The 26,550-nt window shown below is 51.0% G+C and carries 18 protein-coding genes; 6 read left to right on the top strand and 12 right to left on the bottom strand.

All coding sequences use genetic code 11. The features are described 5' to 3' along the window. The first annotated feature begins 123 nt into the window (after positions 1-123). On the top strand, positions 124-1,371 hold the full coding sequence (locus tag SK38_RS01595; RefSeq protein ID WP_048236386.1) for a SulP family inorganic anion transporter: 1,248 nt from the start codon (positions 124-126) through the stop codon (positions 1,369-1,371). Here SK38_RS01595 and mgtE read toward each other — a convergent pair. From mgtE to SK38_RS01565, 6 genes are all read right to left on the bottom strand, one after another. Further along, the gene (gene mgtE / locus SK38_RS01590) at positions 1,334-2,770 is read right to left on the bottom strand and encodes a magnesium transporter (protein WP_008785304.1); all 1,437 of its coding nucleotides are present in this window, start codon (positions 2,768-2,770) and stop codon (positions 1,334-1,336) included. The two genes, SK38_RS01595 and mgtE, sit on opposite strands and share 38 nt — an antisense overlap. Before the next feature lie 105 nt (positions 2,771-2,875). Beyond that, a complete protein-coding gene (locus SK38_RS01585; protein WP_048234877.1) occupies positions 2,876-4,519 on the bottom strand; it encodes a multidrug ABC transporter permease/ATP-binding protein in 1,644 nt (547 codons plus the stop codon). Positions 4,520-4,594: 75 nt separating this feature from the next. After that, positions 4,595-5,245, bottom strand: coding sequence for a DNA oxidative demethylase AlkB (alkB, locus tag SK38_RS01580; RefSeq protein WP_048234875.1), 651 nt, complete (start codon positions 5,243-5,245; stop codon positions 4,595-4,597). Then, the gene (gene ada, locus SK38_RS01575; RefSeq protein WP_048234873.1) at positions 5,245-6,309 is read right to left on the bottom strand and encodes a bifunctional DNA-binding transcriptional regulator/O6-methylguanine-DNA methyltransferase Ada; all 1,065 of its coding nucleotides are present in this window, start codon (positions 6,307-6,309) and stop codon (positions 5,245-5,247) included. Before ada ends, alkB begins: the two co-directional genes overlap by 1 nt. 85 nt (positions 6,310-6,394) lie before the next feature. Continuing rightward, entirely contained in the window at positions 6,395-7,441 is a 1,047-nt protein-coding gene (gene apbE, locus SK38_RS01570) for an FAD:protein FMN transferase ApbE (RefSeq protein ID WP_048234871.1), read from the bottom strand. A 114-nt stretch (positions 7,442-7,555) separates the two neighbouring features. Next, positions 7,556-8,665, bottom strand: coding sequence for a porin OmpC (locus SK38_RS01565; protein WP_048234869.1), 1,110 nt, complete (start codon positions 8,663-8,665; stop codon positions 7,556-7,558). A 737-nt stretch (positions 8,666-9,402) separates the two neighbouring features. Between SK38_RS01565 and rcsD the strand changes: the two genes are divergently transcribed. After that, positions 9,403-12,072, top strand: a complete 2,670-nt coding sequence (gene rcsD, locus SK38_RS01560) for a phosphotransferase RcsD (RefSeq protein WP_048234868.1) — start codon at positions 9,403-9,405, stop codon at positions 12,070-12,072. 16 nt (positions 12,073-12,088) lie between these two features. Next, complete coding sequence (rcsB, locus tag SK38_RS01555; RefSeq protein ID WP_003027592.1) at positions 12,089-12,739, top strand: response regulator transcription factor RcsB; 651 nt, start codon at positions 12,089-12,091, stop codon at positions 12,737-12,739. Positions 12,740-12,857: 118 nt separating this feature from the next. Here rcsB and rcsC read toward each other — a convergent pair whose 3' ends face one another. Continuing rightward, a complete protein-coding gene (gene rcsC / locus SK38_RS01550) occupies positions 12,858-15,704 on the bottom strand; it encodes a two-component system sensor histidine kinase RcsC (RefSeq protein ID WP_048234866.1) in 2,847 nt (948 codons plus the stop codon). A gap of 368 nt (positions 15,705-16,072) precedes the next feature. Here rcsC and SK38_RS01545 point away from each other — a divergent pair, with 368 nt between their 5' ends. Further along, on the top strand, positions 16,073-16,828 hold the full coding sequence (locus tag SK38_RS01545; RefSeq protein ID WP_048224672.1) for a MurR/RpiR family transcriptional regulator: 756 nt from the start codon (positions 16,073-16,075) through the stop codon (positions 16,826-16,828). 94 nt (positions 16,829-16,922) lie between these two features. Here the strand turns inward: SK38_RS01545 and SK38_RS01540 are convergent, their stop codons facing one another. From SK38_RS01540 to gyrA, 5 genes are all read right to left on the bottom strand, one after another. Further along, positions 16,923-17,939, bottom strand: a complete 1,017-nt coding sequence (locus SK38_RS01540; protein WP_048234864.1) for a Gfo/Idh/MocA family protein — start codon at positions 17,937-17,939, stop codon at positions 16,923-16,925. A gap of 11 nt (positions 17,940-17,950) precedes the next feature. Continuing rightward, positions 17,951-18,967 carry a PTS glucitol/sorbitol transporter subunit IIB gene (srlE, locus tag SK38_RS01535; protein WP_048234863.1) on the bottom strand — a complete coding sequence of 339 codons (1,017 nt, stop codon included), beginning with the start codon at positions 18,965-18,967 and terminating at the stop codon, positions 17,951-17,953. Then, complete coding sequence (locus SK38_RS01530) at positions 18,948-19,346, bottom strand: PTS glucitol/sorbitol transporter subunit IIA (RefSeq protein WP_048234862.1); 399 nt, start codon at positions 19,344-19,346, stop codon at positions 18,948-18,950. The genes srlE and SK38_RS01530 overlap by 20 nt, the downstream gene beginning before the upstream one ends. A gap of 9 nt (positions 19,347-19,355) precedes the next feature. Then, complete coding sequence (gene srlA / locus SK38_RS01525; protein WP_006683705.1) at positions 19,356-19,877, bottom strand: PTS glucitol/sorbitol transporter subunit IIC; 522 nt, start codon at positions 19,875-19,877, stop codon at positions 19,356-19,358. A gap of 358 nt (positions 19,878-20,235) precedes the next feature. Beyond that, positions 20,236-22,875, bottom strand: coding sequence for a DNA topoisomerase (ATP-hydrolyzing) subunit A (gene gyrA, locus SK38_RS01520; RefSeq protein ID WP_003834662.1), 2,640 nt, complete (start codon positions 22,873-22,875; stop codon positions 20,236-20,238). Positions 22,876-23,033: 158 nt separating this feature from the next. Between gyrA and ubiG the strand changes: the two genes are divergently transcribed. Together ubiG and nrdA are read left to right on the top strand one after the other, a co-directional pair. After that, the gene (gene ubiG / locus SK38_RS01515) at positions 23,034-23,762 is read left to right on the top strand and encodes a bifunctional 2-polyprenyl-6-hydroxyphenol methylase/3-demethylubiquinol 3-O-methyltransferase UbiG (protein ID WP_048234860.1); all 729 of its coding nucleotides are present in this window, start codon (positions 23,034-23,036) and stop codon (positions 23,760-23,762) included. A 419-nt stretch (positions 23,763-24,181) separates the two neighbouring features. Beyond that, positions 24,182-26,467, top strand: coding sequence for a class 1a ribonucleoside-diphosphate reductase subunit alpha (nrdA, locus tag SK38_RS01510; RefSeq protein ID WP_003834667.1), 2,286 nt, complete (start codon positions 24,182-24,184; stop codon positions 26,465-26,467). Positions 26,468-26,550: the final 83 nt, after the last annotated feature.

Raw genomic sequence — 26,550 nt, 5'->3', positions numbered from 1 at the left:
CGGTTATTGACAATCATTTCTGGAAACCGGTCCATCTGACGGGTACTATGCTGCGCTTTGCTATTCACCGCACGGATGCCTGTCGGTCTGCTGTATCAGGCCATTTTTGACCTGAGTGTAACTATGTCTGCAACTCAACATTCCTCTGCCACAGTCTCGGAACACACGACCCGCGCCGTGCTCCGCCAACCCCGTCTGCTGGTGCGCGAAACGCTGGCCGGTGTGGTAACCGCCCTGGCGCTGATCCCGGAAGTAATCTCGTTTTCCGTGATCGCAGGCGTTGATCCTAAAGTCAGTTTGATCGCCTCCGTCGTACTGTGCCTGGCGATGTCTTTTTTAGGCGGTCGTCCCGCAATGGTTACCGCCGCTGCAGGATCGGTCGCGCTGGTGATTGGTCCGATGGTGCATCAACACGGCGTGCAATACATCCTGCCTGCAGTGGTGCTGGCCGGGATGATTCAGATCCTGTTTGGTGTATTGGGAATGGCACGTCTGATGCGATTCATCCCTACGGCCGTGATGACCGGCTTTGTTAACGCGCTGGGTATATTGATTTTCTTTGCCCAGGTCCCGCATTTCTGGGGCAAAAGCCCGCTCATCTGGGGGCTGTTTGTCCTGACGCTGCTGATTGTGCTGTGGGTTCCGCGGTTTATTAAAGCAATCCCCGCACCGCTTATCGCCATCGTGCTGCTAACCGTGTTCACTGTCACCAGCGGGCAACTGTTACCGACCGTCGGTGATGAAGGTTCAATGAGCGGCGGTCTGCCAGGATTAACGCAGTTACTCGTACCGCTCAACCTGCACACGCTGGCGATTATCTGGCCCTGCGCGCTGAGTATCGCTTTTGTTGGTTTGATGGAGTCGTTGTTAACCGCCCGTCTGGTGGATGACCTGACGGTGACGCCGTCGAATAAAAATCGCGAGAGTGCCGGGCTGGGGATAGCCAATATTCTGGCCGGATTTTATGGCGGCATCGCCGGGTGCGCGATGATTGGTCAAACCATCGTTAACGTCGAGATGGGCAAAGGACGCAGCCGCGTCTCGACGGTTGCCGCCGGACTGGTATTACTCCTGTTAGTCACAGGGTTAAGCGAAGTGATGGCAGAAATACCCATGTCGGTGCTGGCAGGTATTATGGTGATTGTGGCGGTAAAAACCTTCAGTTGGCACAGCATCCAGCCCGCCACGCTGACGAAACTCCCCGTCACTGAAACGCTGGTGATGCTGGTGACCGTCGCTGCCACGGTTTCTACCGGCAACCTGGCGATTGGCGTGGTTGCCGGGGTGATGACGATGCTCATTCTACCGCGTATCGTCAGACGCAAACGGGCGACTACATCAGAAACAGCGTTGCCAGACCGAGAAAAATAAAGAAACCACCAGTATCAGTGATAGCGGTTATCATGACGCTCGAGCCGACCGCCGGGTCGCGCCCGAGCTTCACCATCGTCATCGGAATGATAACCCCCATCAACGCCGCCATCAGCAGATTGAGCATCATCGCCAGAGTCATCACACCACCGAGCGCCATATCATCGTACAGCCACCAGGTAATGCCCCCCATAATCCCGCCCCACACGAGGCCGTTGATTAGCGCCACGCCCATCTCGCGCAGGATGAGAAACGTCAGGTTCCCCGGCTGAATATTTTGCAGCGCCAGCGCGCGGACGATCATAGTGATAGTTTGATTCCCGGTATTGCCGCCGATACCCGCCACAATCGGCATCAACGAGGCCAGCGCCACCAGTTGCGAAATCGTATGTTCAAAACCGTCGATCACCCGCGAGGCGATAAAGGCGGTACAGAGGTTAACGGCCAACCACGCCCAGCGGGTTTTTACCGCTTTGGTAACAGGCGCAAACACGTCCTCTTCGGCGCTTAAGCCCCCCATTCGACGCAGATCGGTGTCGGTTTCTTCATAGACAACGTCGACAATCTCATCGATGGTTAAACGGCCCATCAGTTTACCGGAAGGGTCAACCACCGCGGCGCTGACCAGGTTGTCGCGTTCGAAGGTACGCGCAGCGTTTTCGGCGATATCTTCAGGAGAAAAGGTGAGCGGGTCATCTTCCATCACCTCGCTGACTTTTCGCTGCACATCATTGAGTAAAATGCAGGTTAGCGTCAGTTCGCCAACCAGCACTTTATTGCGATCGGTCACGAAAAGTTTATCGGTGTTCTCCGGCATTTTCCCCAGCCGCCGCAGATAGCGTTGCACCACTTCCAGCGTCACGTCCGGACGCACAGTGATGACCTCGAACTCCATGATCGCGCCGACGCTATTTTTCTCGTAGTGCAGCACCTGGCGGACGCGCGTCCTCTCCTCTGCCGGTAACGTCGCCAGCAGACGACCGGTAAGGTTACGAGGCAAATGCTGCACCAGGTAAATCTGTTCATCGATATCGAGATATTGCAGCGCATCCAGCAGCTCGCGGTCGCTCATCTCATCGATCAGGTCGTCCCAGACGTTTTCAGACGCCTCAAGCAAGACGTTACCGCGCTTTTCATTTTCGACCAGTCGCCACAGGGCGTGGCGCTCTTCAGAGGGCAAAGCTTCGAGGGTATCGGCGAGGTCAGGCGGTGGCAGGTGGGCCACCAGCGCCCCTACCTCAGCAATATCGTCGGCTAACGTACCGACGTCATATTGCTCAGCCAGGGTAAGCTTGCCCAACAGCGTTGAAATAATGGCTTTATCAGTGGTCAGCAGCCAGATGAGGCGCGCACGCTCTTCATCACGCAGTCTGGCGCTGTTTTTGTTTATTACAGACATTAATCATAAATCCATGATATGAAATATCATTAATCATGATGCCGATTTATGTAAATAACAATAAACAGTGCCGCCGGGTGGCTAAAAAACCGGCGGCACGATGGATCAGGCTGTGCGAGCCACCGCGTCGCGCGAGGCGGCGTCACGTTCATCGCCCAACAGTTCACTCAACTGTCCGTTACGCATTTCCAGTAGACGATCGGCGTGAATAAAATAGTGATCGTCGTGGCTGATGGCGAAAATGGTTTTCCCCATTTCCTGCATCAAAGGCAATAGCACCTGATAGAACTCCCGGCGAAAATGGGGATCCTGATCGGCAGCCCATTCATCCAGCAGAATGATGTCGCGCTCCTCCGCCAGGGCCAGCAGCAGCGCCACGCGTTTCTTCTGCCCTTTCGACAGCTTCAGATTGAGGATACGACCATCGCTCAGCTCCAGCTTATGACCCATCTTCAGATGTTCCAGCCACTTCGCGACCAGTTGCGGATTAGCCTCTTTACCTTCCGGCCCCAGCAGTTTGTCGAACAGCCAGACGTCGGTAAACACGGCGGAGAATAGCTTGCGGTAGTCTTCCGGTTTTTCAACGGCAACGGCCTTACCATCAAGCAATATTTCGCCTGACTGCGGCTGGTATAGACCGGTCAGTAACATCGCCAGCGTAGATTTTCCGCTACCGTTACCGCCAATCAGAAAGATCAGTTCACCGCGATGAATCGTCAGATTCACCGGCCCTACGGAAAACGCATTATCCTGATAGTGGAAAACCACGTTGCGCAGATCCAGCGTTTGCCAGTTGGGAAACGCGGTTGGGCGTGGGAATTCGGCCTTAAAAGGTGCCAGTGCGAATTTATTCAGCTTGTTGAACGCCACCTGCGCGGTAAGCAGCGTCGGCAGCGCGCCAACGGCAGAGAGCAACGGTGTTCGCAGGAATAACAGCGTCAGAGAATAGGTCGCTGCCACGGCGGTATCAGCCCATCCCAGACTGTTAGCCATCCAGAACACCAGGCCAATGGCACCCAGCATCATAATGTTCGACCAGTTAACCGCGCTCAGGTGGAAGGTATCGGCACGGATAATATGGTGGCGATACTCTTTGGCATCCGGGACGTACATCTGATTAAAGATATGCTCGGCGCGCTCGCGGTTAAGCGTCAGCTCTTTGCGCCCTTCCAGCACCGTCTGATAATCGTTGTACAACTTGTCTTCAGTTTCGCGCAAGGTGGCCATGTGTTTATACACCCGCGCCACCAGCACAAATCCGCCCCAGATGGTGATTGCCATCCAGATTGCCGTTACCAGTAGCATTTTGGTCGACAGCATCGCCAGATACACCGCCGATCCTATGGTCAGGATAATCCCCTGCACCAGCTCAGGCAGACGAACAAAGGCGATGGTGATGTTGCGGATATCACTGGTTAAACCGGCCAGCAACGAGGCGCTGCCAAGCTGTTCAATACGCTCGACGTGAGTATCCAGAATTCGTTTGATAAATTCGCTACGCAGGCGGTAGACAAAGTGGTGACCCAGCGTGGTCAACGCCAGCTGAGAACCGAGGGTGACAACCATCAACAACAGCAGCAGGCCAAGAAACTCCGGTAGCACCATCAGCGTGGTGTCGACCGTTTCGATCAAGCGCTGGTTGATAAACGCAATCAGCCCAATCCCCAACGCGGCGCTGGCGAGGCTGAGCGCCATCACGCTGATAAATGGCCAGCGATACTGCCGCCAGACAAGAAGTAAAAGTTCCATGCAAACAACCCGGACAAGTAATAACAGCCCGCAGTTTAAACATCTCTTCGTCGACAGCAATAATAATTCTTATTTTTATTCTTTTTTACCTGCATGGCGAAAAGTCAGATTGTAACGACAGTCTCCGGTCAACGGATGATAGCCCGTCTTAAGCGGCTGGATCCCATGATAAAACAGCCGCGAATTACCGCCCCACACCACGACATCGCCGTGTTCCAGCAGTAAACGCTTTAAAGGGTCATTACGGCGCAAGCCGCCAAATTGAAAGATGGCTGGTAGCCCCAGCGATACAGAGACAATTGGCGCCCGCAGGTCGGGCTCATCTTTATCCTGATGTAAGGACAGTTTTGCCCCTGGCGTGTAGCGGTTAATCAGGCAGGCATCGGGTTGAAAATCAGCATAACCCGCCGCCGTCGCCGCCTGTTGGCACAAATCAGCGAACGCATCCGGCAGCGGCGGCCAGTGCGTGCCGGTGAGTGGATCAAACGGAGAATAAAGATAGCCATGCTGATCCGTCGTCCAGCCCAGATGGCCGCAGTTGGTCATCGCCACCGACATCGTATAGCCGCCGGGCGTCACCATCTGGCGAAACGGCGACTGTCTGGCGACAGCCGCTATCGCCTGCAGTAAAGAGGGCGCAGAGTCAAAAGCGAAACGTCGCAGAATAACCGCACCTGACGCCAGCGGCTCCTGCCAAGGTTTCGCATCCGCAAAGAGATCGAGCATTATGTTTCCTCGCCAGTAGTTTCCCGTTGCAGTAACTGCACCTTGCGCGCAATACCCCATCGGTAGCCCGAAAGTGCGCCATCGCCACGGATCACCCGGTGACACGGGATAACAATCGCCAGTTTGTTGGCCCCACAGGCACTGGCCACCGCGCGCACCGCCTTCGGTTTGCCGATGGCGCTGGCCAGCTGTTGGTAGCTCACTGTTTCGCCGCACGGAATTGCGCGCAGTGCCTGCCACACCTGCTGCTGAAATGCGGTGCCCCGGATATCCAGGGGTAGCGATAGCGACGCGTCACGCGAATTGATCGCTACGATCACTTCGCGCACGCGCTGCTGAAAATTGGCATCTGCAGTGACATCCTGCGCGGCGGGAAACAGCGCATGAAGATCCGCAACCAACGTAGCGTCATCATCGCCAAGCAAGATCGCGCAGATACCCCGCTCGCTTTCCGCCACCAGACAGCGACCCAGAGCGCAATCTGCGAGGGTATAGCGTACAGAAACGTTGTCGCCACCTTTACGAAATTGCTTTGCCGTCATGCCTAATGCTTGATCGGCTTTGCGATAGTAGCTGCTGCTGTCGGGGAATCCGGCGTTGAGAATCGCCTGTGTAACCGGAACACCTTTCGCCAGGGCATCGCGCAGACGGCGAGCACGCCATGATTGTTGCCACACTTTCGGGGTCATGCCCGTCGTGGCTTTGAACAGACGATGCAAGTGATACGGGCTCATTGCCACCTGCTGTGCCAGCTCGTCCAGCGTAAGAGGTGACTCTTGCTCCAACAACTGACAGGCGCGGGCAATTTTGTCCAGCCGATGCTGTTGCGCGCTGTCTTTATCCGGCTGGCAGCGCTTACAGGGGCGAAACCCGGCATCCTGTGCCTGCTGGGCATCGGCGAAAAAACGGACATTTTTGCGCAGCGCATGTTTTGCCCGACAGGACGGACGGCAGAAAACACCGGTGGTCTGGACGGCAAAAACAAACTGACCGTCGGCGTCAACGTCGCGATCCACAACGGACTGCCAACGGTCATCGTCAGTGATGCGTAAACGATTTTTCATTTCGGACTCCTTTGTTAAGCATAGCGCTTAGCCTCAGTGTGTCCCCATCGTCGGGCATAAAAACCCGCAATCTTGCTTTTTAATTTTATTCGCTGACCAGAAAGCTATTAAACTGGGACGACATCCAGGTTTTAAACCCCTCGCCCTCTTTCACAATCATATAGACCGCCAACCCTTCACGACGCACGACTTCTTTGGCCTTTTCCGGGCCGAGCACCATCAATCCGGTATCCCAGCCATCGGCCTCCAGTGCCGTTGGCGCAATCACCGTTACGGACACCAAATTATGTTCGATCGGGCGACCGGTTTGCGGGTCGATAACATGGGAAAGGCGCTTACCGTCCAGCTCATAATAGTTCCGGTAGCTGCCGGAGGTGCTAATGCCGTGCCCGTTAATGTCGACAATCGCCTGCACCGCGTTTTCGCGATCGGTGGGTTTCTGGATCGCCACTCGCCACGGATGCCCTTCAGCATTCATTCCCCTGCTGTTCAGTGCACCACCAACGGAAACCAGATAACGGGCGATCCCCTCTTGCTCCATCAATCGAGCTAGATGATCGGCGGCGTACCCTTCACCAACGGTCGAGAGATCAACATACAGATCCGGCAAGTCTTTTTGCAGGTAGTTCTGATGCGCTTCATTCACAACTTTCAGATGAGAAAGCCCGGTTTGCGCTTTTGCAGCGTCAATTTGCGCTTGGGTGGGAATATGCAACGGCTGCTGATCCGGGCCAAAGCCCCACAGGTTGACTAACGGCCCCACGGTGATATCCATGGCCCCATCGGTTTTTGCACCAATGCGTAGCGCCGAAGTCACGATATCCGCCATGGCGTCGTTAACCGGCCACGGCGACAGGCTTTTCGACAGGTTAAAGCGCATTAACGCAGAATCGTTTTTATAGGTGGAGAGCAGTTGATCATCGGCATCAAGCTGAGTCTGGATCTTGGCCTGCAGTTCCCTGACGCGTTTGGCATCTACGCCTACCACACTGACCCGCCAGAAAGTACCCATCGTTTTACCTTCCAGAACCGTGGCAGGAATTGTGGTCTGAGCAGGTTTCGGGGCCTCATCGCACCCGACAAAAAAGATCGTCACAGCCAGCAGTGCTGCGCGATAAAAATTCATTTCCATACGTAATTATCCTCATGCGAACGGGCGCAAGAGTACACCAAAAATCGTTGTTTGTACGGCGAAAAAACGACATTAAAAAAGGCCCCGCAGGGCCTTTGATAGACATAATGTAGATTAGAACTGGTAAACCAGACCCAGTGCTACGATGTCATCGGTGCTGATGCCAGCATCACGAGTGAACTGGTTGTCATCCAGCAGGTTGATTTTGTAATCAACATAGGTGGACATGTTTTTGTTGAAGTAGTAGGTCGCGCCAACATCAACATATTTCAGGATATCCTGGTCGCCGTAGTTGGTGAGGCCATTGTTCAGGTCTTTGCCTTTGGACTGCAGGTAAGCCACGGACGGACGCAGACCGAAGTCGAACTGGTACTGTGCAACAGCTTCAAAGTTCTGTGCTTTGTTAGCCCAGCCCAGAGAGCCTGCACGCGTTGCGTTGTAGGTCTGGGTGTACTGTGCTGCCAGGTACACGTTGTTCGCGTCATATTTCAGACCACCAGTGTAGGTTTCAGCACGGTCGCCGGTACCGAAGTTCAAACGGTTCTGCTCGTCAGTACGTTTGGAGCTGGTGACAGCAGTACCCAGCGCGAAGCCTTCACCGATATCATAAGTGATTGATCCACCAACGCCGTCGCCATTCTGACGCAGTGCATCACGACCGTTGCCGGTCACACCAGTCATACCTTCGCCTTCCGGGCTACCGTTTTTACCCTGGTACTGCAGGGCAAAGTTCAGGCCATCAACCAGACCGAAGAAGTCGGTGTTACGGTAGGTCGCGAAGCCGTTACCACGCTGCTGCATGAAGTTGTCAGAACCGTAGGTGTCGCCGCCGAATTCTGGCAGAACGTCGGTCCAGGACGTTACGTCGTAAACTACGCCGTAGTTACGACCGTAGTCGAAAGAGCCTACGTCAGCGAATTTCAGACCCGCAAACGCCACACGAGTCCAGGAGTTGTTCTCAGACTCAGGCGCGTTACCCTGAATCTGGTATTCCCACTGGCCGTAACCGGTCAGTTGGTCGTTAACCTGAGTTTCGCCTTTGAAGCCGATACGCATATAGGTCTGATCACCATCTTTAGAAGAGTCATCAGAGAAATAGTGCAGACCGTCGACTTTACCGTACAGATCTAATTTGTTGCCGTCTTTGTTATAAATTTCAGCCGCATTCGCTGCGCCTGCTACCAGCAGTGCTGGTACCAGGAGGGACAGTACTTTAACTTTCATGTTATTAACCCTCTGTTATATGCCTTTATTGCTTTTTTATGCCACTGCATACTGATTAAGGTCATTAACCAGTCGGCAACTTCATTCTCCGCAAAAACACAGAATAATCCAACACGAATATGATACTAAAACTTTTAAGGTGTTTCATTTGTCGGTATAGATGTTTCAAAATATTAATATGAGGGAACTTTTTTAAAATCAAAAAACAGGCAAAATAAGCACAAATAATCAAGAATCATTTTAATTGCCTTTAAAATCAACTCATTACACAAAAGCACCTTATAGCACTGAATGACAAAACAAAATCTTCACTCGCAACTAAAATAGACCCGCTATCATCATTAACTTTATTTATTACCGTCATTCATTTATGAATGTCTGTTTACCCCTATTTCAGCCGAATGCTCTGCGTTCGGTTTTTTTTTACCCTTCTTTACACAAAACTTACCTTTCCGTGCTACCGATGCAAAACTATAACGACTATTAACTATCTCGGGTGTCACGATCAGATATAAGTTTGATAAATAATTTCTTGTTATTTAATGCTAAATGTATACATTCCGTACGAATATTTGTACCCGCCTTTATCTTCTGTACACCTTTGCATCGTAATGGCTGCAACAAAATCAGGCGCAAAGAATGGAGGCCAGGCGGCGTGGTGTAAGTGTGGTAATTCATACATTACCCTTTATACTGCCCTTTCATCTTTCGCGTCGTTTAACAGGTCATAAACACGAATGAGTCAGTCTGACACAACGGTTTCCACCCGATTCTCCCTGTTGCCAGGAAGTATTACCCGTTTCTTCTTATTACTGATCGTTGTGCTGTTGGTGATGATGGGTGTTATGGTCCAGAGCGCCGTCAACACCTGGTTAAAAGATAAGAGCTATCAGATTGTTGATATTACCCATGCCATTCATAAAAGGGTCGATACCTGGCGATACGTGACCTGGCAAATCTATGACAATATTGCCGCTACAACCAGTTCACCAGGCGCAGATGGGCTACAGGAAACGCGTCTGAAACAAGATATCTATTATCTTGAGAAACCCCGCAGAAAGACCGAGGCGCTGATTTTTGGCTCGCATGACAGTTCTACACTGGAAATGACCCAGCGCATTTCAACGTATCTGGACACGTTGTGGGGCGCAGAGAATGTCCCATGGTCAATGTATTACCTGAATGGTCAGGATAACAGCCTGATCCTAATCTCAACGTTACCACTGAAAGATCTGACCTCCGGTTTTAAAGAATCGACGATTGGGAATATTGTCGATTCCCGGCGAGCTGAGATGCTACAACAGGCTAATGCGCTAGATGAACGTGAAAGCTTCTCTTCACTGCGCCGTCTGGCCTGGCAGAACGGGCATTACTTCACGCTACGCACGACCTTTAATCAGCCAGGACATCTGGCAACGGTTGTCGCCTTTGACCTGCCGATTAATGACTTGATCCCGCCCGGTATGCCGCTGGACAGTTTCCATCTGGAACCTGATGCCACCTCAACGACCGAGCACCTGAATGAAAAAGAGTCGCCTGACAGCGTCAGCATTAATTTCAACAACAGTAAAATTGAGATCTCTTCGGCGCTAAACTCAACGGATATGCGGCTGGTGTGGCAGGTTCCGTTTGGCTCATTGCTACTCGACACATTGCAAAGCATTCTGCTACCGCTTTTGCTGAACATTGCGTTACTGGCTCTGGCGCTGTTTGGCTATACCACCTTTCGCCACCTCCCTGCCCGTTCCACCCAGGTGGTGCCAAACCTTGCGGCAAATAATGAGCTGCGTGTTCTGCGCGCAATCAATGAAGAGATTGTTTCCCTTCTGCCGCTGGGATTACTGGTACACGATCAGGAAGCAAACCGCACGGTTATCAGCAATAAAATTGCCGACCACCTGCTGCCGCATTTAAATCTGCAAAACATTACCAATATGGCAGAGCAGCATCAGGGAGTGATTCAGGCCACCATCAATAATGAACTGTATGAGATCAGACTGTTTCGCAGCCAAATCTCCCCGAGAACGCAGATCTTTATCATTCGTGACCAGGACCGCGAGGTGCTGGTCAATAAGAAGCTGAAACAAGCGCAGCGGCTGTATGAGAAAAACCAGCAGGCCCGCGCGGCCTTTATGCAGAATATTGGCAGCGCGCTGAAAGACCCCGCGAAAACGCTGGCTGCTAATGCCGCCGCGCTCAATACACCAGACAGCCAGAAACTGGCCAATCAGGCCGACGTTCTGGTGCGCATGGTGGACGAAATCCAGCTAGCTAACCTGCTGGAGAACGATGCCTGGAAAGGTGAATCCACACTGTTTTCCGTGCAGGCATTAATTGACGACGTGGTTCCGGAGGTTCTGCCGGCCATTAAGCGTAAAGGGCTGCAACTGCTGATTAAAAATCACTTAAGCGCCCATGACGAACGCCGTGGCGATCGCGATGCCTTGCGCCGTATTTTGCTGCTGTTGATCCAATATGCGGTAACCACCACGCAGATTGGTAAAATCACGCTGGAAGTCGACCAGGATGAGTCAGAGGCCGAACGCCTGACCTTCCGCATTCTGGATACCGGGGAAGGCGTCACATTAAATGAAGTTGATAATCTCCATTTCCCATTCATTAATGACACGCAGGGCGATCGGTATGGCAAAGCCAACCCGCTGACGTTCTGGTTGTGCGATCAGTTAGCCCGTAAGCTTGGCGGACACCTGAATATCAAAGCGCGGGAAGAACTTGGAACACGTTACATCGTCCATGTTAAAATGCCGCTGCACGATCAACATGCTGATAGTGAAGAGCGCCTGTTGGATGACGTCTGCGTAATGGTTGATGTCACCTCAAATGACGTACGGAGCATTGTATTACGTCAGCTGGAAAACTGGGGGGCAACCTGCATCACGCCTGATGAACGGTTGAATAGTCAAGAATATGATCTCTTTTTAACGGATAATCCGTCTAATCTTACTGCCTCGGGCTTGCTTTTAAGCGATGATGAGTCTGGCGTACGGAAAATTGGCCCCGGTCAGCTGCGCGTCAACTTTAATATGAGCAATGCTATGCAGGAAGCTGTCCTTGAGCTGATTGAAGAGCAGCTGGCACAAGAAGAGTTCCAGGAACTCCCCCTCGGCGGAGATGAAAACGCCGAACTTCATGCCAGTGGTTACTACGCACTCTTTGTAGACACAGTACCGGATGATGTTAAGAGGTTGTATACTGAGGCGGCTATCAGCGATTTCGCTGCATTAGCCCAAACGGCCCATCGCCTGAAAGGCGTGTTTGCCATGCTTAATCTGGTACCCGGCAAGCAGTTATGTGAAGCGCTGGAACATCTTATTCAAGAGAAAGATGCTCCAGGTATAGAAAAATACATCAGCGACATTGACGTTTACGTCAAGAGCTTGCTGTAGCAAGGTAGCCCAATACATGAACACTATGAACGTAATTATTGCCGATGACCACCCGATTGTACTGTTCGGTATTCGTAAATCACTTGAGCAAATCGAGTGGGTAAATGTTGTCGGCGAATTTGAAGACTCCACTGCACTGATCAACAATTTGCCTAAGTTGGATGCGCATGTGTTGATTACCGACCTCTCCATGCCGGGAGATAAATACGGTGATGGGATCACGTTAATTAAATATATCAAGCGTCATTTCCCGAGCCTGTCGATTATCGTTCTGACCATGAACAACAATCCGGCTATCCTGAGCGCGGTACTGGATCTCGATATCGAAGGGATCGTACTGAAGCAAGGCGCGCCAACCGACCTGCCAAAAGCGCTGGCCGCGCTGCAGAAAGGTAAGAAATTTACCCCAGAAAGCGTGTCTCGTCTGCTGGAGAAAATCAGCGCCAGCGGCTATGGCGACAAACGTCTGTCACCGAAAGAGAGTGAAGTTCTGCGCTTGTTTGCCGAAGGTTTCCTGGTTACTGAGATCGCCAAAAAGCTCAACCGCAGCATTAAAACCATCAGTAGCCAGAAAAAATCGGCAATGATGAAGCTCGGTGTGGAAAACGATATCGCACTGCTGAATTACCTCTCCTCCGTGACGCTGAGTCCGTCAGACAAAGAGTAATTCTTTATCACGTCAAAATGCCTGATGGCGCTGCGTTTATCAGGCCTACGAACAAACAGCATCGTGCACGTTTCGTAGGCCGGATAAGACTAACGCCGCCATCCGGCTCTTTTATTCCCTATCCCCGCGTTTTTCTCACTCTTTCCGCATAGACCGCCAGCGTTTGCTTCAATACGTCTAAGGTCACCGGCTTGGACAGACAGCTATCCATACCTGATTCCAGACAACGCTGCTTCTCTTCGGCAAGCGCGTTTGCCGTTACCCCCACAACAGGCAGCGTTAACCCTAGCTGGCGGATACGCTGCGTCAGGCGATAACCATCCATGTTTGGCATGTTGACGTCACTCAGCACGATATCGATATGGTTTTTGCTGAGTACATTGAGCGCATCCACACCGTCATTCGCCGTTTTACACTGATATCCCAACGATCCCAGCTGATCGGCCAGTAAGCGCCGGTTGATAGGGTGATCGTCAACAACCAGGATCATCATGTCATCGTTCGTCGCACCGGCTTTATCCGGGGCTGGCAGCGCCGTGGAGAGATCTTCACTCCCCAGCTCTACGCTATAGATATGCGCCAACAGCGCAGGCAGTTCGTGCGGTGACGCAACGCTGTGTACCCATTCTCCAGGCTCTCGTTCCAGCGGAATGCCAATATGGCGGCGGCAGAAAATTACCGCTGCCCGTCCCTGCCAGGCCTGTTCCAGCACATCGTCGGCCACCAACAGGTCATCCGCATCGGGCTGTTCTCCCTCATATCGCAGTACCGTCATCCCGTTACGCGTCAGGCTGGATTCGAGAAATTGGTACAGTGACGCATTGCGTACTGCCAGCCAGCAACGCGTGCCTGCCAATCCTTCTACCCCTTTTTTCAGCGGATACTGTGCGCCATAAAGCGGAATACGCAGCGTAAACTGACTCCCCATTCCCGGCTCGGAATCGACGGAAATATCTCCATCCATCATGCTGATCAATTTTTCACAAATCGCCAAACCGAGTCCCGTTCCCTGGAAATTACGCTGTACGCCAGTCCCCACCTGGAAGAAAGGATCGAACAACCGAACCACCTCTTTGGCAGGGATCCCTACACCGGTATCACGCACTCGAATGCTCAGGTAGTCGCCGCTGCACTGCACGTGCAGCACAATACAACCGGTATCGGTAAACTTGATTGCGTTACTCAGCAGATTAGAAATCACCTGTTGTAAACGCATCGGATCGCCATTCAGCGCCACGGGCACATCCGGGTCGATAAAGCAGTACAACCCCAACTGCTTGCGGACCACCAGCGGCAAATAGTTAGCCGTAATATGGTTCATGACTTCACGCGGTGAAAACTCTCGCGGCTCAATCTTCAGCTGTTCAGATTCAATTTTTGAGAAGTCGAGAATATCGCTGATAATTTTCAGCAGCAGGCTGGAAGAGTTATTCATCGCCGTTACCAGACGATCTACCCCACTCGGTAACTCTTTGGTTTGCAACAAATCAAGGTTTCCGATAATGCCATACAACGGTGTACGTAGCTCATGGCTCACCGTAGCAAGGAACATCGATTTGGACTGGCTGGCCTGTTCCGCCGCCTGCGCCATCTCCTGCAACGACTCTTCCATTTTAACGCGCGCACTGACATCAACCAGGACACAAATTGCCACATTTTCATTGCGATAGCGCGAGTGCACAAAGCTGATTTGCAGATTGGTATTGTTGCTGGTTAGCACATCAACAAAATTGACCTGTTGGCCGCAAATAATTTGCGTTAACCGCTGACGGTCTTCATGCGTCAGCATATTCAGATAGGTGTGCGCCAGTTCGTTACTCAGGATGTTAATCCCATCCATCGTGCGCAGAATACAAATACCCACCGGCGCAGAAGCTACGATTTTACGGTTAAACTGCTCATGTTCTTCCAGCCGCTGAGCATCGCTTTCCGCTGGAATAAAAATGCGCCGTTCATACATGCGCGTGAGCATAAACAATGCCGCGCCAACCAGCACGTTCAACAAGATAGCGTTCAGGATCATCATGCGGATCCGCTCCAGCACCAGATCGACCGGAACGGAGTACACGATGCTCAGGGAGGACGGAGGCAGATTCTTCTTCAATACCAGCTCGCGGAAACCCGGCGTGTAACCAAACCAGGAGCGTTCCTGCATCCAGTGGGGCTCAGCCTTAATATTCCCTTCAGGGCCAGTGAGAGAAATTAGCGCATGGCCATTTTCGTCGAGGATGGTCACGCCCATCGGTAAACTGCCCGGCGTGAAGAAATTCTCCATACGAATAGGCTGCTCTACGCCCAACAGCGCCTGGAGGCGATTGGCGAGGTAAACCGGCGTCAGCGCATAGAAATACCCTACTCCCGGACGCGGCCCCTGGCTGATCCAGAACAAGTTGTTGCCGTTTTCGTCTTGCGTAGCATTGCGATACTTAATAATGCGCTCATGCAGCGCCTTCAGGGCCTCGTCACGTTCGACAGGCATATCACGCAAGCCGAAATTGGCCATACAGAGGTTGTCGCTGCCGATCAGGAACACTCGATTTAAATCATAGGCGGCGGAAAAGTTGTCGCGCCAGTAGCGCATAAACCAGGCTAGTGATTCCAGAGAACCTCGCCAGGCGTTGCCCATGACAGAACAGTCGGAGTCGGCAAACAGCGGCTCAAAATTTGGCACGACGGTTTTATCATCTCGCGCCCGCAGCGACATCACGCCGTTTTCCGCCGTTAAGCGATTTTCGGCAATATATTTCAGCTCTTTAATGACATCAGATGTGCGCTGAATGTAGCGCTGGGCCTGATCGGAGCTGAGATTAAGCTCCTGATGGATCTCAGACTCTCGCTGATGCAGCGCATTCACAATGTAGAACACGGAGGCGAACGCAATCAGACACCAGATAACGAGCGCCAACGCTCTGAACAGGTAGCGTGAAACTTTTAGGGTTGAATGAACGGAAGCAAGGTATTTCAAAGGGGCGAAGCTCCGCCTCAGGGCATTAATAGAGTGTGGTTAAGGTAGCGGTAAATGTCCGGCGTCGCAATGCCCTCTCTTTACGGGAATATGATACACCGCTCTGAAACCCTTGTCTTAACCCCGCAATATTTACACAACCAAATGGTCATTGTGTCGATAATTCCACATGTTTATAGCGTAGAAATCACAGGCCGTTCAGCAGTCTTATCTGAAAATGAGAAAAAACGCTTTGCTGCTTGCCCTGCTCAACGTTATGCGGGGGAAGCGCCGTCAATCCTCTTCACGTTAACCACTCGCCAGGCAACACAGAGGTAACTTGAAGGAAAAAGTGTATATGTCATAATAAACAAAACCGAGGGACCTCAATGAACATTATCGAACAACTTCAGTTACTGGTGAAAACTGGCTCACATACGGAACAAACTATTAGTCGTTACATTCTGGCTACATTATCAGGCGCAGAAAAACTGACATCGACAGCAATTTCAAAAAAGACTCAGACCAGCCAACCTTCTATTGTTCGTTTTGCTCAAGCGCTCGGTTATACCGGTTTTACTTCTTTTAAATATGATTTAATTAAATGTCTACGCAGTGAACCTGCAGTGCTGCTTCCAGCACAGGCAACAAAGAACAATGTTATTCTCAGTGAATTTATCAACAATAATAACCCAGCAGCAATTAATACTTTCTTTGAAATTATCAGCTCCAGCCGCAACCTTTATTTTTGTCACTCCCGGGAACTAGGCTCTTTACTCAGTAATATCATTCAGGACTACAGTGATATTGGTAAGGTCTGTATTCCCGTTGAGTATCAAAATGCCGATTCGCTGTTAGCCAACAGCCTGACAGATTGTGATTCCGTAATCTTGCTACCGGGTCCCAAAGATGAACCGGATAACCAGTTGATCACATTGATTCGCGAGCATGAGGCTGCCTCGCTGGCTGTCGCCTGCCACCAGAGCGGCACATCGCTTGCCGATGTGACCCTGTACACTCCTCAATCCAGCGTCAGTCCTCTGAGTTTTGCCGCATTGAAAATGTCACTGCATACGCTTTTCTTTCATGCCCTGCAATATTGTTATCTGAATATGAATAATGAAAAGACGCCCCATAAGCGATGATCATTGGCAGGGTTGGGGGGAATAAGACACCCTACTTTAATCATAGAAATTTAAGTCAAAGAAAAATACTTATGAGACGTAAAAAAAAGATTAATTACAAGTGCACAATATTTCCTGTTGATAGTGAATGATGTACTGCCTCGCAAATTAACGTAGCCTGTAAGCCGTCTTCTGCTGTTGCCAGATAAGGTGTATCAAATAATATATACTCCACAAAATCATGTATTGGCTGAATTCCGTATCCGCTGGCCTTGTTATTAACATAATTGATAAAGTTATAATTTGGTGTCGCGCTACGTTGTGGTGTAAACATTTCATAGCCGCGCAACTGCGCATCTGCTCGATAATAGTTATTTTCAGTAATAACAAAACTACGACCATCATTTGCTTTGGGGAACGTAGAGGGCAGACACCATCCCACCTCCACCGTCCATTGCGCACCATTTTCAAACGTAACAAAAGACTGAATGGTGTCCCAGGAGTCGATACCTTCAGCAACCAGTTTCTTTTTCTGCCCTATCGCATAGACGCTCACTGCGTTGGCACCGTTCATATAGTATCGAATTAAATCGAAACAGTGAGTGCCGAGAAAATGGACGGGTGAGCTTTCATTCGCCCACGATAACCAGTTTTTTGGCACATCGATGATGTCATCCATGCTCATATAGCCACGTAGTACCTGACCGGTTTCAGGCTTCAATAGCTCATGATGAATATGTTGCGCCATTCCGTCCCAACGCTTGTGGTAATCAACACCAATTTTCACCCCATACTCTGTAGCGCAACGGATAATCTCCCGACATTCCGCCGACGTTGTTGCCATCGGCTTTTCAATCAGCACATGTTTTCCAGCGGTAATGGACTCAATTGTTGCATCAAAGTGGAAAGGATCCGGGGTGGCTATCGATACCAGATCAACTTGCGTAGCGGCAAACAGTTCTGCCAGCGATGCAAAGCCGGGAATATGAAACTCCTGAGCTACGCTGGCCCGAATGTCCGGGTTGATTTCGCAAAACCCGACCAGATTCACCCACGGATTATAGTGGTAAGCATTGATATGGTGTTTGCCATAAATTCCCGCGCCAACCACCGCGGCATTGATTTTATTCATTACATGATTCCTCAGTTAAACAAACCAAAAGAAAACAGATAGCCGATAGCCACCGCCAGAGGAGCGGTAATCATTCGTGATAACAGGAAGGCAGGAACGCCAAGACGAATGGTCTTCTCTTTCGCCTCCTGCATGGAAAGCCCGACAGGAATAAAATCGGCCCCTACCTGAACATTTATCGCGAACAGTGCCGGCAACGCCATCAGTGGAGAAACCACTCCGCTACCGATTAATGTTCCCACCAACACACCCACAACCTGTGCTATGGCCGCGCCAGGAGCCAGAATGGGTGAGATAAACGGTAAGCCGCAGATAATCGCGATGACAAACAAGCCAGTTAACGACCCGGCAAGCGGTGATAGCGCATTCCCGGTCCACTGACCAATTGCCGTTTCCTGCACCAAAGCAATTAACACAGAGATAAAAGCCATAAACGGGATAACGTTTTTAATGCACAGCTCAACCGACTCACGCGCAGAGGTATACAGCAGGCTGACAAAATTACCGATACTCGTAGCAAATCGGGTCATCAACTCCAGCGCAGTGTTGGTTGCTGAACCGCGTGGTTTTGTGTCAACCTGGCGGCTGACAACCGCCGAAGCATCACCTGCGGGCAAAGGTTCAGCAAGATTAACCTCTTCGTGTGCATTGACCGGTTGGTTAAGCGTTTCAATCAACGATAGCGATTCGCTGCTGACATCAGAAATATAGATATCCTCAGTGATATACTTCGCCAGCGGTCCCATCGCGCCGGTAGGGAGGATGTTGATGGTCTTGATTCTTTTTTGCGGGTAGATGCCGCAGCGCAATGAACCACCGCAGTTGATCACCACGCAGAGGATTTTCTTATCATCTGGCATTGCATCAAAGCCGTTAACCACCGGCATCTCGAGCATTTCACCCAGTTTTTTTGCAATAGGGTCAATGCTTTTCCCGGTGAGCGACAAGATTACTTTGCTGGTATCGCGAGATAAATACATGTCATCGCCAATTCCTGAATGACCTTTTTTAATCAGCACGGTTTTCATTGGTTTTCCTCATTATTGTCAATGGGCCCGTTAATTCATTAACGGAAGGCGAGAAACCGCTTTTAACGTGTAATGAACCATAGGCAATTGGCTTTTCTGCCCCGTCAAATACCACTGTAATATGACCCAGCTCACATAGATTTTGCCACGCAGCATCTCCCCAGCAGGTGATATTCCATATCTGGTTATTAATCTGTAAAACATAGTTCGCTGTTTTTTGTAACGGTGCGCTATCAAAAACAATATTCTTTATAACCAGCACATAATCGAGATAATCTTCCGGGGCGCGATCGTTAAACGTTATGAGCAAGCCATTAAGCAGCCCTTCTTCTACTTTCTTTCCAGCTTTTACGACATCAGCCGAAAATAGCACTTTCATTGTCTTTCCTTATTCCTGATTAAGTTCGCGTTTTTCCAACCTTGTGAAGATATATTCGGTAAGAAAACCGCGGATAAATCCAAGCAGAATACCTGCAGCGATATAACGCAATGCCAAGTCGGCAACAGGAAGGTCGAGTCGGGTAATCCCCGCCGCCACTCCCAGCCAGATAAAGAGTTCCGATGGTACGATGTGGGGAAACAGCGAGGTCAGTGGATGTACGGTACTGCCCAGTGCATCCTGATAAGCGGGCTTACACCGTTCAGGCAGGAACTTACCCATTGTCAGCGCGCCGGGGCTGCTAAGGAAGAACCAGGCAAAACTGGGCAATATTCCGTATGTTAATATTTTTGATTTCCCCATCAGAGTCGCGACTTTTTCCATTCGCTGTTGACCTATTAACTTCATAATGAAATTAACCGTCAGAATTAATGTTATCAACATCGGAATGGTACTGACGATCATCCCAGAGAATATCTTCCCTGCACTCTGAAAAAGATGGATAAAGCCTTCCGCAATTTCAACTATCATAGTTAACTCCCAACGCCGAGGTAAAAGTATATTCATCCGTCAGAGATGAACTGACAGACTGAGGCAGCCAACGCATTTTTCTTTCACACTTCAGGTGCTTTTTCTTAAATAGTTTGCAGGTCTCCTGTTCATAGCGGATGTTAAAAAATCTTTTATTGGGCAGAGAAAAGTTAGCGGTAAAAGAGTGAACAAACAGTGAGCACTCTCACAGAGTTATAATTATTCATTTATTTTTGTATTTTTATACAAGAAGCGGGTAGACGGTTAGAAAAAGATAATGAGCTGATGGGTAAGGGATTATTCAGGACGTAAAAAAGGGAGGCAAAGCCTCCCTTGTGCACAGTATTACAATGTTTAATTACTCGTCAGCGTCATCCGCTGCTGCATCGTCATCGCTTTCCGCTTCAGGTGCGATATCCTCGTCACCTTCAGCTGCGCTTCCGTCGATGGAGTCGAGCTCTTCATCATCAACCGGTTCAGCAACGCGTTGCAGACCCACGACGTTTTCATCTTCCGCAGTACGGATAAGGATCACACCCTGGGTATTACGCCCTACCACGCTGATTTCCGACACGCGAGTACGTACCAACGTACCTGCGTCGGTGATCATCATGATCTGGTCGGTATCTTCAACCTGCACTGCGCCAACAACGGAACCGTTGCGCTCGGTAACCTTGATGGAGATTACGCCCTGGGTCGCACGAGACTTGGTCGGATACTCTTCCGCCGCCGTACGTTTACCGTAACCGTTCTGAGTAACGGTCAGGATCGCACCTTCACCGCGCGGAACGATCAGCGATACCACGCTATCTTTTTCCGCCAGCTTGATACCGCGTACACCGGTCGCGGTACGACCCATTGCACGGACAGCATCTTCTTTAAAGCGCACCACTTTTCCTGCCGCAGAGAACAACATGACTTCGTCACTGCCGGATGTCAGATCTACACCAATCAGTTCGTCACCTTCGTTCAGGTTAACCGCAATAATACCGGCAGAACGCGGACGGCTGAATTCGGTCAGCGCCGTTTTCTTCACGGTACCGCTGGCGGTTGCCATGAAGACGTTCACGCCCTCTTCGTACTCACGTACTGGCAGAATTGCGGTAATACGTTCGTTAGCTTCCAGCGGCAACAGGTTGACGATTGGACGTCCACGTGCGCCACGGCTTGCTTCCGGCAACTGATAGACCTTCATCCAGTACAAACGACCACGGCTGGAGAAGCAGAGGATCGTGTCATGGGTGTTGGCCACCAGCAGGCGGTCAATAAAGTCTTCTTCTTTAATGCGTGCTGCTGATTTACCTTTACCGCCACGACGCTGCGCTTCGTAATCGGTTAACGGCTGATATTTCACGTAGCCCTGATGAGACAAGGTTACGACAACATCTTCCTGGCTAATCAGATCTTCGATGTTGATGTCAGCGCTGTTAGCGGTGATTTCAGTACGACGAGCGTCACCGAACTGTTCACGAATCAGCTCCATCTCTTCACGGATAACTTCCATCAGACGATCGGCGCTGCCCAGAATGTGCAGCAGTTCAGCGATCTGTTCCAGCAGCTCTTTGTATTCGTCGAGCAGTTTTTCGTGCTCAAGGCCGGTCAGTTTCTGCAAACGCAGATCCAGAATAGCCTGGGCCTGCTGTTCAGTCAGATAGTACTGACCGTCACGCACGCCAAATTCCGGCTCCAGCCATTCAGGACGCGCGGCGTCATCACCGGCACGTTCCAGCATGGCGGAAACGTTGCCCAGTTCCCACGAACGCGCAACCAGCGCAGCTTTCGCTTCAGCCGGGGTCGGCGCGCGGCGGATCAGTTCGATGATCGGATCGATGTTCGCCAGCGCAATCGCCAGCGCTTCAAGGATGTGCGCACGGTCGCGGGCTTTACGCAGTTCAAAGATAGTACGACGGGTTACGACTTCACGGCGGTGACGTACAAACGCGGCAATAATATCTTTCAGGTTCATGATCTTCGGCTGGCCATGGTGCAATGCAACCATGTTGATACCGAAGGAAACCTGCAGTTGGGTCTGGGAATAGAGGTTGTTCAGAACCACTTCCCCGACCGCATCACGTTTCACTTCAATCACGATGCGCATACCGTCTTTGTCAGACTCGTCACGCAGCGCGCTAATGCCTTCAACGCGTTTGTCTTTTACCAGCTCGGCGATTTTCTCAATCAGGCGCGCTTTGTTTACCTGATACGGAATTTCGTGAACGATGATGGTTTCACGACCCGTTTTGGCATCCGCTTCGACTTCCGCGCGTGCGCGAATGTACACTTTGCCACGACCGGTACGGTAGGCTTCTTCGATACCACGACGACCGTTGATGATCGCGGCAGTCGGGAAGTCCGGACCCGGAATATGTTCCATCAGCCCTTCAATGCTGATGTCTTCATCGTCAATATATGCCAGACAGCCGTTGATCACTTCGGTCAGGTTGTGCGGCGGAATGTTGGTCGCCATACCTACCGCGATACCGGACGAACCGTTCACCAGCAGGTTAGGAATTTTGGTCGGCATGACGTCAGGAATTTGTTCGGTGCCGTCATAGTTGTCGACGAAATCAACCGTTTCTTTTTCCAGGTCAGCCATCAGCTCATGGGCGATTTTCGACATACGGATTTCCGTATAACGCATCGCCGCTGCGGAGTCGCCATCGACAGAACCAAAGTTACCCTGACCATCTACCAGCATGTAGCGCAAGGAGAATGGCTGCGCCATACGAACAATGGTGTCGTAAACGGCGGTATCACCATGAGGGTGGTATTTACCGATTACGTCACCAACGACACGGGCAGATTTTTTATAGGCTTTATTCCAGTCGTTGCCCAATACGTTCATGGCGTAAAGTACGCGACGGTGAACCGGTTTCAGGCCATCTCGGACGTCCGGCAGCGCACGGCCAACAATGACCGACATCGCATAATCCAGATAGGAGCTCTTCAGCTCTTCCTCAATGTTGACCGGTGTAATTTCTCTCGCAAGGTCGCTCATCTAACCGCTATCCCTCTACTGTATCCCGGATTCAAAGGTCGCAAATTATAACACATCCGTGCAGATTCAGGTAAATGGATTCCCCCTGACAGAGGCTTTATTCATCCCGTCAGGCTGATATACTCATTTGCATCGCAAATTTAGGAGTAGAAGCCCCAATGAATGCCGAAAAACCTCCGGTAGCTCACAACGTTGACCATGAAGAAATTGCCAAGTTTGAAGCAGTCGCGTCACGCTGGTGGGATCTTGAGGGTGAATTTAAGCCGCTGCACCGCATTAACCCACTGCGTCTGGGCTATATTACTGAGCGCTCAGGCGGCCTGTTTGGTAAAAAGGTACTCGACGTCGGATGCGGCGGCGGTATTCTGGCGGAGAGTATGGCGCGCGAAGGTGCCACCGTCACCGGACTGGACATGGGTTTTGAACCGCTGCAGGTAGCAAAACTGCATGCACTGGAAAGCGGTATCCAGGTAGAGTACGTACAAGAAACCGTCGAAGAGCATGCGGAAAAGCATGCACATCAGTATGACGTTGTCACCTGCATGGAAATGCTGGAGCACGTGCCAGACCCACAGTCAGTGGTCAGAGCTTGCGCCAGGCTGGTCAAACCGGGTGGCGAAGTATTTTTCTCCACGCTTAACCGCAACGGAAAATCCTGGCTGATGGCGGTGGTCGGAGCGGAATATATTCTGCGCATGGTGCCGAAAGGCACGCACGATGTGAAAAAATTTATTAAGCCTGCTGAATTATTAGATTGGGTTGACCAGACCGTACTGAAAGAGCGCCATATGACCGGCCTGCATTACAACCCCATCACCAACACCTTCAAACTTGGCCCGGGCGTTGATGTGAACTATATGGTACATACCACCGCCAAGGTTGATTAACCGCTCCTGTCGGCCGGATAAAGCGTGCAACGCCGCCATCCGGCATGCTTACTTGAACCATGCCCGATGACGTTTCGCTTATCAGGCCTACAAATCCTGTGCCAGATCATAAGAACTTTCCTTGCCTTAGATGAAGAAATCAGCACTCGATCAAATTTTCTATTTTTTTTCTCAATTATTGACATCCCCGCCAGGCCTTATAAGACGCGCACTTAGCGATTATCACCCTTTTGCAACCTCAATTTAACCTCAAAATCAACTCTTGTGCTGAAAAGAATCCCTACTAGAATACTCACCATATAGCGTCTATTTTATCAAACAACCCCTACATATAGTATGTATCCACAGACTTAGTCACAACATGACTCTGTGGATAATATGGGGGATATTTTTTCTTTCACGGACAGGTAAAAAACCACATGAATCAGAGTCTGCTGGTGACAAAGCGTGATGGTAGTACAGAGCGCATCAATCTCGACAAAATCCACCGAGTTCTGGATTGGGCGGCAGAAGGACTGAATAACGTATCGATTTCTCAGGTCGAGCTGCGCTCCCACATTCAGTTTTATGACGGAATCAAGACCTCCGACATCCATGAAACAATCATCAAAGCAGCCGCCGACCTGATCTCCCGCGAAGCGCCGGATTATCAGTATCTGGCTGCCCGTCTGGCGATTTTCCATCTGCGTAAAAAAGCGTACGGTGAGTTTGAACCGCCAAAGCTGTTCGACCATGTCGTGAAAATGGTTGAAATGGGCAAATACGACAATCATCTGCTGGAAGACTACACGGAAGAAGAGTTCAAGCAGATGGACTCGTTCATCGTACACGACCGTGATATGACCTTCTCCTACGCTGCGGTGAAGCAGTTGGAAGGTAAATATCTGGTGCAAAACCGTGTTACCGGTGAGATCTATGAAAGCGCACAGTTCCTCTACATTCTGGTAGCGGCTTGCCTGTTCTCTAACTATCCGCGTGAAACACGTCTGCAATATGTAAAACGTTTCTACGACGCCGTTTCTACGTTCAAAATCTCGCTGCCGACGCCAATTATGTCCGGTGTGCGTACCCCAACGCGTCAGTTCAGCTCCTGCGTACTAATCGAGTGCGGCGACAGCCTGGACTCCATCAACGCAACCTCCAGCGCAATTGTGAAATACGTTTCTCAGCGTGCCGGTATCGGCATTAACGCTGGTCGCATCCGTGCGCTGGGTAGCCCGATTCGCGGCGGTGAAGCGTTCCACACCGGCTGTATTCCGTTCTACAAGCATTTCCAGACTGCGGTGAAATCCTGCTCTCAGGGTGGCGTACGCGGTGGTGCAGCCACGCTGTTCTACCCAATGTGGCACCTGGAAGTTGAAAGCCTGCTGGTCCTGAAAAACAACCGTGGCGTCGAAGGCAACCGCGTTCGTCACATGGACTACGGCGTACAGATCAACAAGCTGATGTACACCCGTCTGCTGAAAGGCGGTGACATCACCCTGTTTAGCCCGTCCGACGTCCCGGGTCTGTATGACGCGTTCTTCGCCGATCAGGATGAGTTCGAGCGTCTGTACACCCAATATGAAAACGACGACAGCATCCGCAAACAGCGCGTGAAAGCGGTTGAGCTGTTCTCACTGATGATGCAGGAACGTGCCTCGACCGGTCGTATCTACATTCAGAACGTTGACCACTGCAACACCCATAGCCCGTTTGATCCGGTTGTCGCGCCGGTACGCCAGTCCAACCTGTGCCTGGAAATCGCCCTGCCAACCAAACCGCTGACCGACGTTAACGATGAAAACGGCGAAATTGCACTGTGTACGCTGTCCGCATTTAACCTGGGCGCTATCGAAAGTCTGGACGAACTGGAAGAGCTGGCTGTACTGGCGGTACGTGCGCTGGATGCGCTGCTCGATTACCAGGATTATCCGATTCCGGCCGCCAAACGCGGTGCGATGGGTCGTCGTACGCTGGGTATTGGCGTGATCAACTACGCTTACTGGCTGGCGAAAAACGGTAAACGCTACTCTGACGGCAGCGCCAATAACCTGACTCACAAAACCTTTGAAGCGATTCAATATTACCTGCTGAAGGCTTCTAACGAGCTGGCAAAAGAGCAAGGCGCATGCCCATGGTTTAACGAAACCACCTATGCGAAAGGTATTCTGCCGATTGATACCTATAAAAAAGATCTTGATGCTATCGCTAACGAACCGCTGCATATGGACTGGGAACAGCTGCGTGAATCTATCAAGACTCACGGCCTGCGTAACTCCACGCTGTCAGCCCTGATGCCGTCCGAGACCTCTTCGCAGATCTCCAACGCCACCAACGGTATTGAACCGCCACGCGGTTACGTGAGCATCAAAGCATCGAAAGATGGGATTCTGCGTCAGGTCGTGCCGGACTACGAACACCTGCACGACGCATACGAACTGCTGTGGGAAATGCCAAACAACGACGGCTATCTGCAGCTGGTAGGCATCATGCAGAAATTTATCGATCAGTCGATTTCCGCCAACACCAACTACGATCCGTCGCGCTTCCCGTCCGGAAAAGTACCGATGCAGCAGTTGCTGAAAGACCTGCTCACCGCCTACAAATTTGGTGTCAAAACGCTGTATTATCAGAACACCCGTGACGGTGCGGAAGACTCTCAGGACGATCTGGTACCGTCCATTCAGGACGATGGCTGCGAAAGCGGCGCATGTAAGATTTAATCTTTTGCCGGGTGGCGTAACGCTTACCCGGCCTACAAATTAATTCGCGGTATTGTAGGCCGGATAAGCAAAGCGCATCCGGC

Source organism: Citrobacter sp. MGH110 (assembly GCF_001037515.1).
Classification (GTDB): domain Bacteria; phylum Pseudomonadota; class Gammaproteobacteria; order Enterobacterales; family Enterobacteriaceae; genus Citrobacter; species Citrobacter portucalensis.
The sequence above is the reverse complement of the archived record's forward strand: the minus strand, read 5'-3'. Positions and strand labels throughout refer to the sequence as shown.